General features: G+C 42.4%; 12 protein-coding genes and 5 pseudogenes. 14 read left to right on the top strand and 3 right to left on the bottom strand.

All coding sequences use genetic code 11. The features are described from left to right. Positions 1-93: 93 nt before the first annotated feature. The 9 genes and pseudogenes from trpB (at position 94) to VL20_RS12780 (ending at position 9967) form a co-directional block, all read left to right on the top strand. Positions 94-1340 (top strand): annotated as a pseudogene (gene trpB / locus VL20_RS12825) (tryptophan synthase subunit beta). Positions 1341-1798: 458 nt separating this feature from the next. Continuing rightward, positions 1799-2974, top strand: coding sequence for a hormogonium polysaccharide biosynthesis glycosyltransferase HpsP (gene hpsP / locus VL20_RS12820; RefSeq protein WP_052276719.1), 1176 nt, complete (start codon positions 1799-1801; stop codon positions 2972-2974). A 511-nt stretch (positions 2975-3485) separates the two neighbouring features. Then, on the top strand, positions 3486-4052 hold the full coding sequence (locus VL20_RS12815; RefSeq protein ID WP_002784990.1) for a hypothetical protein: 567 nt from the start codon (positions 3486-3488) through the stop codon (positions 4050-4052). Positions 4053-4101: 49 nt separating this feature from the next. After that, the gene (locus VL20_RS12810; protein WP_052276718.1) at positions 4102-4443 is read left to right on the top strand and encodes a hypothetical protein; all 342 of its coding nucleotides are present in this window, start codon (positions 4102-4104) and stop codon (positions 4441-4443) included. Positions 4444-4471: 28 nt separating this feature from the next. Continuing rightward, positions 4472-5806 carry a flotillin family protein gene (locus tag VL20_RS12805; RefSeq protein WP_052276717.1) on the top strand — a complete coding sequence of 445 codons (1335 nt, stop codon included), beginning with the start codon at positions 4472-4474 and terminating at the stop codon, positions 5804-5806. Between the two features lie 536 nt (positions 5807-6342). Further along, positions 6343-7706, top strand: a pseudogene (locus tag VL20_RS33780) (RNA-guided endonuclease InsQ/TnpB family protein). A gap of 30 nt (positions 7707-7736) precedes the next feature. Continuing rightward, positions 7737-8405, top strand: a complete 669-nt coding sequence (gene lipB / locus VL20_RS12790; RefSeq protein ID WP_052276715.1) for a lipoyl(octanoyl) transferase LipB — start codon at positions 7737-7739, stop codon at positions 8403-8405. Between the two features lies 1 nt (position 8406). Beyond that, positions 8407-9669: a pentapeptide repeat-containing protein gene (locus VL20_RS12785; RefSeq protein WP_052276714.1), complete on the top strand. Its 1263-nt coding sequence runs from the start codon at positions 8407-8409 to the stop codon at positions 9667-9669. A 67-nt stretch (positions 9670-9736) separates the two neighbouring features. Continuing rightward, positions 9737-9967, top strand: a complete 231-nt coding sequence (locus VL20_RS12780; RefSeq protein WP_052278455.1) for a hypothetical protein — start codon at positions 9737-9739, stop codon at positions 9965-9967. Here VL20_RS12780 and VL20_RS12775 read toward each other — a convergent pair. Next, positions 9956-11152: a homocysteine biosynthesis protein gene (locus VL20_RS12775; RefSeq protein WP_052276713.1), complete on the bottom strand. Its 1197-nt coding sequence runs from the start codon at positions 11150-11152 to the stop codon at positions 9956-9958. The two genes, VL20_RS12780 and VL20_RS12775, sit on opposite strands and share 12 nt — an antisense overlap. Positions 11153-11499: 347 nt before the next feature. Here VL20_RS12775 and VL20_RS12770 point away from each other — a divergent pair. Both VL20_RS12770 and VL20_RS12765 read left to right on the top strand, forming a co-directional pair. Then, positions 11500-12425: pseudogene (locus VL20_RS12770) on the top strand (methyltransferase domain-containing protein). 14 nt (positions 12426-12439) lie between these two features. Beyond that, entirely contained in the window at positions 12440-13093 is a 654-nt protein-coding gene (locus VL20_RS12765) for a HupE/UreJ family protein (RefSeq protein WP_002757827.1), read from the top strand. A 395-nt stretch (positions 13094-13488) separates the two neighbouring features. Here the strand turns inward: VL20_RS12765 and VL20_RS12760 are convergent. Together VL20_RS12760 and VL20_RS12755 are read right to left on the bottom strand one after the other, a co-directional pair. Next, positions 13489-13953 (bottom strand): annotated as a pseudogene (locus tag VL20_RS12760) (helix-turn-helix transcriptional regulator); the annotation flags it as partial. 194 nt (positions 13954-14147) lie between these two features. Beyond that, positions 14148-14687, bottom strand: a pseudogene (locus VL20_RS12755) (helix-turn-helix domain-containing protein); the annotation flags it as partial. Positions 14688-14889: 202 nt separating this feature from the next. Between VL20_RS12755 and VL20_RS12750 the strand changes: the two are divergent. The 3 genes from VL20_RS12750 to VL20_RS12745 all read left to right on the top strand — a co-directional run bounded on the left by VL20_RS12750 (position 14890) and on the right by VL20_RS12745 (position 16303). Continuing rightward, positions 14890-15285, top strand: a complete 396-nt coding sequence (locus VL20_RS12750; protein ID WP_052276711.1) for a hypothetical protein — start codon at positions 14890-14892, stop codon at positions 15283-15285. A 183-nt stretch (positions 15286-15468) separates the two neighbouring features. Further along, positions 15469-15609: a hypothetical protein gene (locus VL20_RS31735; RefSeq protein ID WP_002757832.1), complete on the top strand. Its 141-nt coding sequence runs from the start codon at positions 15469-15471 to the stop codon at positions 15607-15609. Between the two features lie 79 nt (positions 15610-15688). Beyond that, positions 15689-16303: a Uma2 family endonuclease gene (locus VL20_RS12745; protein ID WP_002757834.1), complete on the top strand. Its 615-nt coding sequence runs from the start codon at positions 15689-15691 to the stop codon at positions 16301-16303. The last annotated feature ends 169 nt before the right edge of the window (positions 16304-16472 follow it).

Raw genomic sequence — 16472 nt, 5'->3', positions numbered from 1 at the left:
AGGTTAGGCGATGATTGCCCTAGAACTCAGGTTAACCCAGAGACTAAACCCTTAGATTTATAATGGATCATAAGTCTCTCATCGAAGGTTTACATGACTATCACGCCGATTTATACCGCCTCAGCCAGCACAGCAAGCCAGTATCCCGATGCTTTTGGGCGTTTTGGACGCTACGGGGGCAAATACGTCCCAGAAACCCTGATGCCAGCCTTAAGTGAACTAGAAACGGCCTATAATCAGTATAAAGACGACCCCGATTTTCAAGAAGAATTAAATCAACTGCTCAAGGATTACGTCGGCAGACCTAGTCCCTTATATTTTGCCGAACGTCTCACCGCCCATTATGCCAAAGCTGACGGTACTGGGGCGCAAATTTACCTAAAACGAGAAGATTTAAACCATACCGGGGCCCACAAGATTAATAACGCCCTCGGTCAGGTTTTATTAGCCAAACGTATGGGTAAAAAGCGAATTATCGCCGAAACCGGGGCCGGACAGCACGGCGTGGCCACCGCTACGGTTTGCGCTCGTTTTGGTCTAGAATGCGTGATTTATATGGGAATTCACGATATGGAACGCCAAGAACTCAATGTTTTCCGCATGAGACTGCTTGGCGCGACGGTGCAACCCGTGGCCGCCGGGACAGGAACCCTGAAAGATGCCACCTCGGAAGCGATTCGCGACTGGGTAACGAATGTGGAAACCACTCACTACATCCTTGGTTCTGTGGCAGGTCCCCATCCCTATCCGATGATGGTGCGCGATTTTCACGCGGTTATCGGTCAAGAAACTCGTCAGCAAAGTCTGGAAAAATGGGGCGGTTTACCGGATATTCTCCTCGCTTGCGTGGGGGTGGTTCTAATGCTATGGGTTTATTTCATGAGTTTGTTAAAGAAACTGCCGTGCGTTTAATTGGTGTTGAGGCCGCCGGAGAAAGTATCGCTTCTGGAAAACACGCCGCCACCCTTACCCAAGGTCAACCGGGGGTTCTACATGGAGCAATGAGTTATTTATTACAAGATAGCGAAGGTCAAGTTATCGAGGCCCACTCAATTAGTGCCGGTTTAGATTATCCCGGAGTCGGGCCAGAACATAGCTTTTTAAAAGATAGTGGTCGCGCCGAATATTACAGTGTCACCGACAAGGAAGCACTAGAAGCTTTTCAACGAGTTTCCCGTTTAGAAGGGATTATTCCAGCCCTAGAAACTGCCCACGCTTTAGCCTATTTAGAAACTCTTTGCCCACAAGTAACTGGTAGTCCTCGCATTGTTATTAATTTCTCCGGACGGGGTGATAAAGATGTGCAATCGGTGGCTAAATATTTATCGATGAATGGTTAACCTTTAGCCTTTTCAGTGAGCAGTTATCAGATTTGAGTATTAAGTGATCCCCCCTGCCCCCCTTAATAAGGGGGGGCTGACCTACTTATTAAATGGCGGTTTCTTGCTGTCTTTTCACTTTTGATTAATTACTATTTACTGAGCCATGAAAATGCTACCTACTCCCCGTCTCATCACTGATAACTGCTTACTGTTTACTGATAACTGGTAAATCAGAGGGATAAGCTATTGTGCATCTAAATTTGATATTCGTTTTGAACCGTTCCCTGTTCCGGACTAGCTGAATTTGATATCCTCTTCGGGGTTCTTGAGCGGTTTCCCAGCTGCCTTAACAGATTTACTCTGTTCTGGTCTTAGAGTCGCTCTAAGTGGCACTTTCTAGCATATATCGTGCAAATGCGCTAGTATTTAACAGTAAAGCCAACCTAGAACGACGGGGTTTCTGACCCAATTTTTCGATGAAAATTCTTCAGATTGTTCCTTCGATTTCCCTTGTTTATGGTGGCCCCAGTCAAATGGTACTCGGTTTGTCAGCGGCCTTGGCGCAACTAGGCCAAGAGGTGACTATTATTACCACCGATTCCAATGGTGACACGGGACAAGCACCCCTAGATGTGCCTTTAGGGGTCCCTGTTAGTCAAAATGGCTATCAAATCTATTATTTTCGCTGTTCTCCCTTTCGACGCTATAAATTTTCCCTTGATCTGTTTACTTGGTTGGCTAATAGGGCAAAAGATTACGATATCGCCCATATTCATGCTTTATTCTCCCCGGTGAGCAGTATATCGGCTTCGATCGCTCGTTATCATCAACTGCCCTATATTCTCCGTCCCCTAGGCACCCTCGATCCGGCAGATTTGCAAAAAAAACGGCAACTTAAACAAATATATGCCAATTTTCTGGAAAAACCCAATTTAGCGGCGGCGGCGGCAGTTCATTTTACCAGTCAGCAGGAGTGTCAAACTGCCGAAAGATTTAATATAAAAACTAAGGATATTGTCATCCCCCTAGGGGTAGATTTTTTTAACCCACAAGCTTTACCAGTAACGGGTTTTGATCTTCCCGAAAATAAACCGATCATCCTCTATATGTCCCGTCTTGATCCGAAAAAAGGTCTAGATTTATTGCTGCCCAGTTTAGAAAGGTTGTTAGAAAAAGGCCTAGATTTTCATTTTGTCTTAGCAGGAGGCAATCCCCAGGACCGGGAGTACGAAAATCGGATTAAAAATCAGATCGAGCGGTCAATATTGGGCAAAAATACGACGATTACCGGATTTGTCACTGGAGAAGTCAAAAATAGCCTCCTCGCTAGGGCCGATTTATTTGTTTTACCTTCCTACTATGAAAATTTTGGCATCGCAGTGGCAGAAGCTATGGCTGCCGGAATTCCCGTGGTTATCTCCGACCGGGTGGATCTGCATCCTGCGGTAGCAGCAGCGGCTGCGGGATGGGTGACAGCTTGTCAGCTTGAGGATTTAACTAATACTTTGGCAACGGCTATCACTCATCCTGAAATTCGCCAACAAAGGGGGAAAAATGCCAAGGATTTAGTCTTAAATCAATATAGTTGGTCGGCGATCGCTGAACAGCTGTTAACTGTCTATGAAAATCTAGACAGACGGATTAAGATTTAGGCCATGAGGATAACCAGCACTAAAAATGCCAGTAGGGTTAAACCTGATTGCAGAAAGACGGGAAGCGCAAAAGAGTTCATAACAGTAGCTCACTTTTCTAGGGATGGCTCTATTTCCACTATACGCTTTCATCTCCGCTAATTCCTCATATTTCCGTCCGTAATGTCATCATCTCATCATTTAAGTAGGTAGGCGTTAAAAATTATCAGACACCACCCTTATCAAGGGGGGACTATAGGGTAGGGTTGATTCATGAATCAACCCTACTATGAATCAACCCTAGTACTAAGGGGGGATCGAACCTAAAATCCATTTTTAATTTAATTATAACCAGCTACTTATTCATCCCATAGGAGAATTTGAGTTCACTTGTACTGCATTTAAACTGGGTAGGGAGCATTTTAATACAAATGTACGGAACTTGGTCACTCCTCACCCTGTTCACTTAAGTTTCAGCGTCGTGATTATAATTAGGGAATGATAGAAATTCTTAGGCAATAGGATCACATCAGTGTTGATAAATCATCTTTTCTTCGGCGCTTTCCTACCTCTTGATACTCTCCTGTCCACCCAGGGGATTATGGTTATGCTTCTGGCCGCTTATGCTTTAGCCATGTGGATGTTTCTAACTAGCGCCCCAAAAGTTCATACAATCATGGTGACAGATTTGGAGACAGCCCGACAATTTTATGAAGGACTTTTAAATTTACCCACGGCCGATGTCCCCCTCCATTACTATTACAATTATGAGCAGACGATGGGCAATAATATGATTGACCCATTTTATATGTCTAGTAATCCGGCTGTGACTACTGCCAACCCTTCTTTGGGAGATCAACCCCAGGGTTTATGGTATCAGTTAAAGAAAAATACCCAACTGCACATCGTTGCTGGGGCAACCGCGGGTTATAAGGATCGTCATCGTCACGTTTGTTTTGATCACGATTGTTTAGAACAAATTCTGATGCGGGTGGAATCACGACGCTTAAAGTATAAAGTTCGTCGCAATAAACCTTTAAATTTTTTGGTCAAAGATAATGCTGATCGCGTGATTGAAATGGCCGAAGTCTCGAATTAGTTAACGTTAATTAGATTGGGGGCAACTATAACGGTAAATAACTAAACTTATGAATGCTCAACTGCTCACAATCGTTTTAATTTCTTTAGGGGTAGGTATTGGTTTGGCCATTCTACTCCTAATTTTAGTCAAGTTAAGACGCTGCAACCAACAGGTAAATAGTATCGTCGATTATCACTCTCTCATCGGTTTAATCGGAGTTGTTCAAATCCCCTTCGATAAAAATAGCAAGGGGAAAGTGCGAGTTAATGTCGGGGATAGTCTGATCGATATAGTAGCGATAACGGAAGGGGAAGAACAATTTAATGTCGGGGATAAAGCATTTATCCTCAATTGCCAGGACAATAAAGTTTTAGTCATTGCGGAAAAGTATATCAGAGGCGATTTGTAATTTCTTCTAAACCAAAGGGTAACTAACTATGAATAGTCAAAATAATTCCTATCTCATCCAAATCAATCCCAATCAATACGACAACAATAATAACAACAGTGCTGGCAATTTATTGTTGAATAGTGTTCCCATCGCTTTATTGATATTTCTGGGGATTGGTGCGATTTGGTTTATCAATTCTTTTTTGTGTATTTGCAAACCCAATGAAGTAGTGATCCTGAGTGGGATGAAACGCAAATCAAAAGATAGACAGGATGTGGGGTATCGAGTGATATCGGGGGGTCGGGCGATTCGTATTCCAATTTTAGAAACCGTTAAACGCATGGATGTCACCACAACCCCGATCAGAATTGAGATTAAAAATGCCTATTCTAAGGGCAATATTCCCCTGAATATAGTGGCCATTGCTAACGTGAAAGTTAGTTCTAAACCTGAAATAGTCGGCAATGCGATCGAACGTTTTTTAGATCGAGATCGAGAAGAAATTATTCGCGTAGCTAAAGAAACTTTAGAAGGAAACTTGCGGGGTGTAGTCGCAACAATGACCCCCGAACAAGTGAACGAAGATCGCTTACAATTTGCCGAAAGTATTACCAGTAACGTCAGTCAAGACCTGTTTAAACTCGGTTTAGAAATTGATACTCTCAAAATTCAAAATGTTGCCGATGACGTGGATTATCTTAACTCCCTCGGACGGGAAAGAATCGCTTTAGTCATGCGTGATGCTGAAATTGCTGAATCAAATGCCCTCAATGAAGCTGAACAAATAGTCGCGGAATGTGAGGAACAGGCAACCGTAGCTAAAACCCGCGATCAAATTATCATTTTAGAGCAAGAAAACGAATTGAGAAAGTTAAAGGCAAAACTGGAACAACAGGCTAAATCGGAAGAAGAAATAACTATCGCCGCCGCTAAGGAAAAACGTGCTATAGTTGAGGAAAAATTGCAACAGGTCAGAGCAGAATTGGAAAGATTACGTCTCCAAGCAGATCAAGTTTTACCCGCAGAAGCGCAGCAGGAAGCTGAAACTTTCCGCGCTAGAGGACAAGCGGCAATTTTTGAAGAAAATGCCAAAGCTGAAGCCTTGGTTAACGAATTGTTTGCGGAAGTCTGGCAAAACACCGGCAGCGAAGCAGAGGCAATTTTCTTGATTCAACAGTTAGAAACTATCCTGGAGGAGGCGATTAAAATTCCTAAACGCTTACACCTCGATCGAGTTAATATCGTTGATAATGGTGATGGTAAGTCCCTCGCTGCTCTGATCAAAGTCTATCCCGAAATCGTCAATCAATTCCTCGCCAGTGTCCATCAAACCCTCGGTATTGATGTGGTCGGAACTCTCACCAATAAAATTGAAAAATAGCAGTCAGAAAACACAATAGCCTGATTTTGGCGATAGATTGCTACCTGTTGACTAATGGGAGCAATTAACCAGCCCAGTCTTAAGCCACTATCAAGATATTCCTGCATTTTTGCTTAGAGTTAACTTAAAGAATCAGTGCGCGACCTTAATTAGGGTTTGCGGCAAAAAGTTTGTTGGTGGGGTTAGGAGTCGGTCGTCGGTCGTCAGTAGCCGGTCGTTTCAGGCTTTGTTGCCCTCTCTTTTCGTACGAGCTTATGTACTATAAGTAGTCATGCAAAATTAATTACCTGCCCGATCGAGCTAAAACCCTTACGGGGCAATGATCGTCATGTGTAAATAATTTTGCCTAGGTACTTAAGAAGGATAATGCAAGGTTTTTGAGGGTCTCAATCCGATTTTCGCAGCATGAACATCGGATTTTAACAGGTCAAAAGCCTTATTTTAAAAGGGTTTTACCATTATTCAGCAAGCCCTATGTATTGTCAACTTAAAGAATTTTGTGCTAACATACTGACACTCAGTCAAGCAGTGTCAAAATGTTTGTACTAGAATACAAAGTCAAGCCAAAACCTAATCAAATAGAAGCCATTAACGAAGCAATACGGACAACCCAATTTGTTCGGAATAAAGTCCTGCGTTATTGGATGGATAATCCAGGTGTTGGCAAAACAGAGTTATTTCGGTACAACACAGCATTAAGGAAAGAGTTTAAATTTGTTGATGATTTAAACTCCCATGCTTGCCAGACTGCCGTAGAAAGAACCTTGCGGGCAATTACTCGGTTTTACGATAATTGCCAAAATAAAGTTAAAGGAAAGAAAGGCTACCCTAAGTTTAAAAAACATTCCCGTTCCCTTGAGTATAAAGTATCTGGATGGAAGCTATCAAAAGATAAACGCCATATTACCTTTACAGACAAAAAAGGTATTGGGACTCTTAAACTGATTGGCTCTAGAGATATTAATTATTATCAACCAGACCAGATTAAACGGGTAAGAATCCTTAATCGTGCCGATGGTTACTATGTGCAGTTCTGCATTAAATTAGACCCCAGAGACACGGTTAAGCCTTTAACACCCTCCCAGAAAGCCACTGGAATTGATGTGGGATTAAAGTTTTGGCTCTTCTGGTTTCTGTGTGTAAACGAGGTCTATACTGATAGTTTCTTCTTTCAAAATAGTCCTAAAAGTCTTGCCCAGTAAGCATTTAACCTTACATAAGCAAAAATTATCACACAAAGTCGAGAAGAGCGAAGTTTTTCTTAGTAGATAGCGAAGGCAATCAAATTGATTGTCCGAACTACTATCGAAAAGCTGAAAAACAACTAAACCGATTAAACAGGAAAAAGTCGAAGAAATACCGTAAGGGTAAAAAACAATCTCGTAATTATCACAAAGCTAGAAAGCGATATGCTCGGAAACATTTAAGAGTAAGTAGGCAACGAGAAGAGTTTGTCAAGAGTGTGGCACTCCGTTTAGTTAAGTCTAACGACTTAATCGCCTATGAAAACTTAAATATCAAAGGCATGGTCAAAAATCGTCATTTAGCTAAGTCGATAACTGATGCAGGATGGTCTGTTTTTAGGCAATGGCTAGAGTATTTTGGGGACAAATACTGCAAGTTAACTATCGCTGTCTCACCCCATAATACGTCTCAAAATTGTTCTAATTGTGGACAAAAAGTCCAAAAGTCGCTATCTACTCGAACCCATGTTTGTCCTCATTGTGGATATACAGATTGTCGAGATAGAAACGCCGCTTTAAACATCTTGCAAAAGGGATTAAGTAGCGTGGGGCGCACGCAAACTTTAAACGCTTCGGGAGAGATTCCCTCTTGGTTGGTTGGAGAAATCCTGCTTGCTAACGGAGACTCAATGAACGAAGAATCCCCGTCTTTTTAGAGCGGGGAGCGTCAACAATCACATCTCTCGATGAATACTCAAAAAATGCCTCGTCTCTGTGGGCTAAAAATTCAGGCAATTACTCCCTATTCTCGCGCTTGGTCGCAACAGCGAGCGCTGGTGGAGGCAAGAATCGCTAATCCCGACTTGCCCGATATGCTGCTCCTACTGGAACATCCCCCCGTTTACACCCTCGGTACCGGTTCAGATATTAAGTTTATTAAATTTAATCTTGACAAAACCGACAAAGAAGTGCATCGAATCGAGCGAGGAGGCGAAGTCACCTATCACTGTCCGGGGCAGTTAGTGGGCTATCCGATCCTCAATTTGCGCTATTATCAGCAGGATTTACACTGGTATTTGCGACAATTGGAAGAAGTCATTCTGCAAACTATCGCTATTTATGGATTGTCGGGGGAAAGAATCGCGGGCCTGACGGGGGTATGGGTAGAAGGGTATAAAATAGCTGCGATCGGTATTAAAGTTAGTCGTTGGATTACCTATCATGGTTTTGCCCTCAATGTTTGTCCCGATTTAAGCGGGTTTGCCGAGATTATTCCCTGTGGCATTGCTAATAAACCCGTGGGCAGTTTACAGCAGTTTCTGCCTAATATTAGTCTTATGCAAGTACAGCAAGATTTATCGAGAGTTTTCGCCTCAGTTTTCGGTGTGGAATTATTTTCTCTTGACAAGGATTAATATGAGCGATCGCAAAGACCCAGAAAAACTCGGTGCGGAAAATAGGGAAGATAACCCCGAAAATAACGGTAAAGCCAGTTTATCAGCCCCCGATGCTTCCGAATACGTCTCCTCCTTATCTTCCCGTAATCCTGTGCGTCAGCGCATCCTAGTATTAAAAGATCTTCGACCGGGTAACGCGGGGTTATTACTGGCCCCCCTGATGGTGATGACCATCGGCCTCGTCTTTAGCTGGGACTGGTTAGGCTTTTCTGGGGCGATAGTAGCGATATTGATATCCTTACAGGTGATTTTACCCTCTATTCGCCAGTGGATCGCCCATTATCTCACTCCCTCTGAACGTCAGACGGTTTTCGCTTTTATCGTTTTTATTGCTGCTCTGGCCGGATTAGGGAAATATTTAGGAGTTTACGAGCGCATATTGCGATGGTTAGACAGTTTTAAATACGATGAGTTCGGTTCTTGGGCCGAGTGGGTGGGGGCCTTGGGACAGATTATGATCGCCGTGTTAGCCGTCTATGTGGCCTGGGAACAGTACGTTATTTCTAAGGATTTAACCATACAACAAAATCGCATTACCCAACAACAGACGATCGATTCCTATTTTCAGGGGATTTCTGATCTAGCCTTGGATGAGGAGGGATTTTTAGAAGATTGGCCCCAGGAAAGAGCGATCGCAGAAGGTCGCACCGCTTCCATCCTCAGCAGTGTCGATGCCGCCGGGAAAGCGAAAATACTGCGTTTTTTGAGTCAATCGCGGCTATTATCACCGATTAAACGCGATCGTTATCTAGGCCGACCGATTCTAGACGGGGAAGGGGGTTATGCGGAGGATCGAGAGTTTGGTACAAGAGTAGTACAATTGGGGGTAATGTTAGCGGGGGCCGACATTTCTGGGCAGGATCTGCGCTGGACCGATTTAAGCGAAGCGAATATGGTGCGGGCCGATTTAAGTTATAGCGATTTGGTGAAAGCAAATGTATCGCGGACAATTCTCTACGAAGCTAATTTAAGAGGGGCAGATATCAAAGGGATGCGTTTATTTTATGGTTCCCTAGAAAATGCTACCCCCCGCAGTCGTACCGTTCCCCCCAATTATGACAGCGGAGAACACACGGGAGCAGTGGTAGAAAATGTCAATTTTACTGGGGTGAAAAACATGAGCGAGGAACAACGTCACTATTGTTGTCGTTGGTGTGGGGAAAAGTCCCGCGCAACCATTCCGGGGGGATGTGCTGATATTGCCAATCTTTTGGGCCGTTAACGGAGGCGGTCGGCGGTCGGCAGTGTTATAATTAGTGGTATTCATGGCCAATAATTCCCACAAATTTATGAATCAAAAAGTCGTTATTCTTGCCACTGCCTCCGCTAGTTTATTAGTCCTAGCAGTTACCACTAACTCCGTACAAGCTGCCCCAGAGTCCTTTCATCCTAGTTTCAATACCAAGAACTTAGGTGACATGATGATCGGCAAGACAACCGGGGAAGAAAATCCGATTTTTCGTCATCTTAATTGTGGTTGTGCCACCTGTACCCAATCCCTTAACTCCTCACTCAATTGATAATTTTCCGCCCCAACGATCCTGGGGGATAAAAGTCCGCTCTAGATTAATTTTTGCCACGGGTTCTGTGAGGGTAAATTCTCCCGATTCGATTAGTGCTTTTAATTCTAAAGCGGCTTCCCGGGACAGGGAAATACTGGCCAAAGGAGCCACCCTAACACTTTTTCCCTCAATCATAATCCGACCGCTTTTTAGTTTAGCGTAGGTGATTAAACCAAAGGTAGGACGGACTCGCCGGGGAATGGAAAAATCCACCACTGGAGCGACAATTTCCTCATCTTTTACCGCACAATGTCGAACAATTTCCTCGCTTAAAACCGGAATCGGTACTGCTACTCCTAACATTAAAGAAGCCCCATAATTTTTGAAATAACAACCCCGCACCCAGCGAGCATTCATTTGTTTAGCATCCCCAATTAAGGCTAAGGTAGAAGCAGGACCAATAGGAGTTCGATTTTGTAGGCGTTTTTGCAGGGGAAAATGTTGGGTTCCTTCCCAGGCAATATAACCGATTCCTCCTCCTAAAAAAATGCGCGTACCGATGCCTATAGCCTCTAAATCGGGGTCATTTAACAGGGGAGAAATTGCGCCGGGGTTAGAATATACTGCATTACCTAATCGCGGCTGTAGTGGTCCCAAATAAGTATATAAAGTCCGCTCTCCCCCATTGACTCCGACGATAAAATTCTGGTAGAGATTGCGAGGATTAAAAAGATAAAATTGATTGATGGTATCCTTAGAAATAATCGTTTCAAAAGAAGTGCGAGGATAACAATCGGTAGCCTGGCCGACAGCGCGCAATTGAATCGATTTTCCGGCGATTAAATCCTCAATAATATGTCCGCCACCCCTTTCGGGATTTTCTGCCTCTAAATTCTCATTTTTGGCCGCTAGATCACTAATAGCACTGGCTCCTAAATATAAATCCACCGCCCCAAAACCGGCATAAGCAGGAATCCCATCTAACCAACATTGACGAATTTTTATCGGCGGATCCGTCTGACCTAAATTAATAATTGCCCCGGAAGATTCCATCGGTTCAAAGGTTCCCGTACAAACCACATCTACTTGGGAAAAAACCTCCTTAATTCCCATCTCGTTCACGCGGCTTTTTAATTCCTCTACTGTCCAGACTACAGCCGTTTTTTTAGCAATTTTGTCGTTGATTTCAGCGATTGTTCTCATAATAAGTAGCTGGTTATAATTAAATTGAAGATGGCTCCCCCCTTAATCCCCCCTTAATAAGGGGGGTGCCGATCCCCCCTTAATCCCCCTTAATAAGGGGGGCATCTGAAAGTTTTCAACACCTACCTACTTAAAAATTGGCAAGATGGGGGTTAGGGAGCTTTTTGCTGTTGTCAGTAAACAGTTATCGAAAATTTGGGTTTTAAGTGAGTGGTATTAACTCAGCAGTATTAAATGGCCGTAACAATGCTGTCTTTTCACTGATTACTGATTACTGATTACTGATTACTGATGACTGATCACTGTTATAAGATAAAAAAGGGAAAATTTACGATCGAAGCTTTTCTATGACAGTTACACCCGTTCCGGCCTCCTTTAATCCTGTTTCTGGTCTAGTTAACCGTATTCTCGGCATAAAACCGCTTTTTGACATCGCTCGCTATCAGGCCCGCAATATGATGATTAAAAGAGCCGAAAAACTAGGCGTACCTTGGCGGGAAACCGTCAAACAATGGCAACAACGGGATTGGAGTCGGGAACTGCAAGCGGTAGAAAATCCCGATCTCGTCTATCCCGAATACTACGTTTGTTCTTTCCACGCTTACGAAAAGGGCAATTTAGACTGGTTGCCAGCCTTTGAGGTAGAATCTGCCGCCTATGCTGTCCATTCTACCATCTGGCCCGGGGCGGGGATGGACGGCGATCCGCGATTGCGGCGGGAATATCACCGGATATTGAAGGAGCAAATCAAGGCAGAAATTAACGATATTGTCGATTTAGGCTGTAGTGTCGGCATGAGTAGCTTTGCGCTGCAAGATACTTATCCCCAAGCCAAGGTAACTGGGTTAGATCTCTCTCCCTACTATTTAGCCGTTGCCCAATACCAAGCTCAACAAAAACAAAAGACGATTCAATGGCAACACGCAGCTGCGGAAAAAACTCAATTACCCAGTCAGTCCTACGATCTGGTATCTTCGTTTTTAATGTTCCACGAACTACCCCAACAGGCTACTAGAGAAATTTTCGCCGAAGCGCGTCGTTTATTGCGATCGGGGGGTTATTTGACGCTGATGGATATGAATCCGCGCTCGGAAATTTATCGAAAAATGCCCCCTTATGTCCTCACCTTACTCAAGAGTACCGAACCCTATCTCGATCAATATTTTACTCTCGATATCGAACAGGCATTAGTTGAAGCGGGGTTTCAAGCACCGATCATTACCCCACCAGTCCCCGACATCGGGCGATTGTTGCGCGGGTTTCCGAATCATAATTTTGAGGTAATCAATGAAGATAATTTTTCGTCAAAGCTGGACAAAGATATTAACTATTGTCCCTCTCTTCCTGTTAATTTTTGCCAGCAAAACCCTTGCCCATCATGCCATGGCAGGGCAAACTCCCGATAATTTTTGGAACGGATTTTTATCGGGTTTAGCTCACCCAATTATCGGTTTAGATCATTTAGCTTTTGTGGTGGCTAGTGGTTTAATTGCTGTGGGGATGGAACAGGGTTTATTAATTCCGCTCGCTTTTGCGATTGCCACTTTAATCGGCACAGGTATTCATTTACAGGGAATAAATTTACTTTTTCCTGAAGGGATTGTTGCCCTTTCTGTGGTAATTTTTGGCGTGGTTTTAACCCTGAAAAAAGGGTTACAAACTCATTCTAATCTCTATACGATCGCTCTGGCAACTCTGGCAATGATTGCGGGAATTTTCCACGGTTATGCCTACGGAGAATCAATTATCGGGGCGCGAGTTGCCGCTTTAGTTGCCTATTTAATCGGTTTTACCGTGATCCAATTAGCGATCGCATCTGGTGCTTTTTTCCTTGGCAGTGTCATTAAGGAAAAATTAGCCAAGCAAGCGACTCTAATTAGTAAGTTCATCGGATTGGCAATTATGGCGATCGGTACAACTTTTTTAGTGGGAATTAAGTAGGGTCTGCTGAAAAAGTTTGTTGGTGGGGGCAGGGTGTGGGGTGTGGGGTGTGGGGTGTAGGGTTTTACCGATTTTGAGGTAGTCAGTTACCTAATTTTCAGGGAAAAAGTACCTGAATTTTACCCCCGATCCCTCCAATGGTCGGCACTTTTTGAGGTCAAAAAAGTCTAAAAGCCTTATCCAACAAGGTTTTTAGATTTATTCAGCAAGCCCTAAGTAAATTAATCTCGATGGGGCTAATTATTAATGGCTCTCTTGAGGTTATGAGATCGAAGAAAGGGCGTACAATATACGCCCCTATCAAACAAGTCCGGGAGAGCCGATGAATTGAAACAGGAGTTAGGAATTTAGTCCTCAAAGAAAAAATAATCCTAATTCCTACCCCTACTATTTTTTTAGGTTTCAGAGGGGAAGTAACCAAACAGTTTTTTATAATCAGAGGCCAGATATCCTCGGTGAAAAAAACCTAATTCTTCAGCAATTTCATAAATTAATTTTGTCTGATTATTTTGGTTAAGAGATTGATGTAAAGCATTAAGACGAAGCAATTTAAAATAATTGTAAGGAGACATTTGATAGAAGTCTTTAAATATATATTCTAAGGTGCGTTGACTTACTTTTAATTCTTGACAAATCGCTGGAATAGTCAGATCAGAACGCAGATTTTTTCTCATCATTTCTTCTGCTTTTTTGAGAATAGAGGTGCGTCTGATAGTGTTTTTAGGAGTTTTAATATCTTTGGTTACTGCTAAAGTCAAAAGAAAATCTTTGACAATTTCTTCTTTTAATTTTTGCTTGAAAAAATTTAATCTTAATGCTTTTCTTTGCCCAGATATTTGTTGACGATCTAAATTAAATAGGGCTCTTCGGTTTGTGTTATGCAATGGACGGGGGTTATAAGGGATGTAACCCTTATATAGAAAGGCATTTAGCGATTTTTGTCAATTATTTTTGATCTAGAGCGAACTAATCAATTAAGTCTCTTGCCAGATAAGGATTTAGTCGATTTATGCCCCCTATCGAACCATAACAAGTAACGAAGAGCCTTAAATAGCATTCGATAAAGTTGATGACAAGATTGTTGGAGATGACGAATTTTTTCCGATGGGCAAATCACAACAGAAGAAGCGGAAGAATTTAAAAACTTTTTCGCTTCTGGTAGCTCTAAATTTTGGCACAATTGTTGCAGATAATTATCATGAACGTAAAGCTGAAAACGATTGGAAAAGGGATGTTGAAAAATGGAAATTTCTGATTTAGGGGGGACAATCCCAAGATAGTTATTTTCTACTGAGTACAAATTTTGGAAGAAGACGGAATTCACCTGAATAGGAATCGCAAAAACCCACATTTTAGAATGGACTACTCCCACAACATTTATTAAACAATTACGTTGCGATAATTCTAACATCACTTCATCGATGATGATCTTTGAAAGATACCCTTCAAAATGATCACCACTGAGTTGTAAAGCATCTCCGTTGACAAATTCTCGATTCTGAAAATAGCGAGAAAAGTCACAAAAATATTCACTTTTAAAGGTTAATTCCTGAGAATTAATTAAAATATCGGTTTTACTGTCAAAAATAAACATCTATATATAACTATTTGGTTATTGAGTAAAATCAAAATTTTTTTTGCCCATCAATTTAAAAACTTGCGTTTTTTGGATCATCTTAGCATAGAGGACTGAGTAGTATGAGTTACAGCAGAGTTGATTTGTTAATTTTGTCCATCAGTGTAATTCCAGTTAAATCTCTCACTTTTTTCCGTTATCGATTACTAAGGAGATTTCGATGGCTAAACAATATATGCCCCTTGAAGATTGCTCTGGGGCTGCGGTAGTGGGTGGAGAAGTTCCGCAATTACGTCCCCCGGCATTTTCTGATAACTCAAAATATACCACATTTACCTATACCTATTATCCAGAGGGATTGGAAATTTCCGATAGCTATATCTATTATCCAGGAGAATCAGAAATTTCCGAAGCCCTTGCCAGGGAAATCACTACGTTCGCCGTTCCCCCGACAAATTATCCAGAGGGATTGGAAATTTCCGATAGCTATATCTATTATCCAGGAGGAGCGGAAATTTCCGAAGCTGTTGTTCCTAATATTAGCACTCGTCTCTTCTATGCGCTCAAAGCAATCATAGCATTTTTCATCAGAATGAGCCATGGGCAAGGGGCTTAAACCCTTTGTTGGCAAAACTTGTCGATACCTCAGTAACGTGAAAAGCGCTATAACTACACATCTAAGCCGCCGACATCGTCTTCATCATCAGGAGGGGCTGTAACATTCAGCGTTAATCAAGGAGACCCGATCATAAACTTACTAGGCGGCTCCGGTGGTAAAGAATTTTATGAGGGTGTAATATTGCCAAATGGAGATCTAAAAACTAACTGGCAACTGACTCCTTTTATGAACCTCGCCGTCGTTACCAATTATATTTTTGGTTTCGTCCTCATCGTTTTTGGCAGCGATAGTGCGATCGCAGATTATGTAGAGAGTTTGTAGGGTGGGCAATGCCCACCTTGCATTTAAGGTAAAATAGAGCTAAGGAAGTTAGTAGAGAGAGAATGCTATTTTGCCAGCTATGAGCCAAACTTTACCTAAAACTGTTAATTTCGAGGAATTCGTCCTTTGGCTGCCTGAAAATTCGGGAGTGCGTTATGAGCTACACAAGGGAAATATTATTGAAATGGCACAACCCGCAGGAGAACACGAGGAAATCAAAGGATTTTTAACTGTTAAACTCAGTGGAATAATTGATAGACTAGGGCTTCCTTATTTAATTCCTAACCAAGCGATTGTCAGACCTGCTGGTAAAAATTCTGGTTATTTTCCTGATGTATTAGTGCTAAATCGAACCAAGCTCGCTCAGGAAAAATTATGGAAAAAAGAATCAATCCTTAGGGATGGTGCATCTATCCCTCTGATCATTGAAGTGGTATCGACTAACTGGCGTGATGATTACTACTTAAAATTTGCTGATTATGAAGAAATGGGTATTCCTGAATATTGGATTGTCGATTATGCAGCCTTGGGTGGGCGTAATTTTCTCGGCACTCCTAAACAACCGACCATCTCTGTTTGTCGCTTAGTTGAGGAAGAATATCAAATTCGGCAATTTCGAGACAGAGATATCCTGATCTCCCAGACTTTCACGGAATTAAATCTCACTGTCAATCAGATTTTCTTAAGTCTGTAGGGTGTGCATCGTCCACCTTACTCTTTTCGTTTTTTTCTTCAGTTTGAGTGGTTGATTTTGCCGCTTAAAATCCGCAATTATTGCCTTTATTTGCTCCATCTGCTTGGGTTTTAAGCCATTAAGCTCAATTTATATTATCGCTTTCGTGTTCATGTTATCAAGGTCGTTA

The sequence above is a fragment of the Microcystis panniformis FACHB-1757 genome (genome assembly GCF_001264245.1).
GTDB lineage: Bacteria > Cyanobacteriota > Cyanobacteriia > Cyanobacteriales > Microcystaceae > Microcystis > Microcystis panniformis.
Note: the sequence above shows the minus strand (reverse complement) of the source record. Positions and strands in the feature narration are given on the sequence as shown.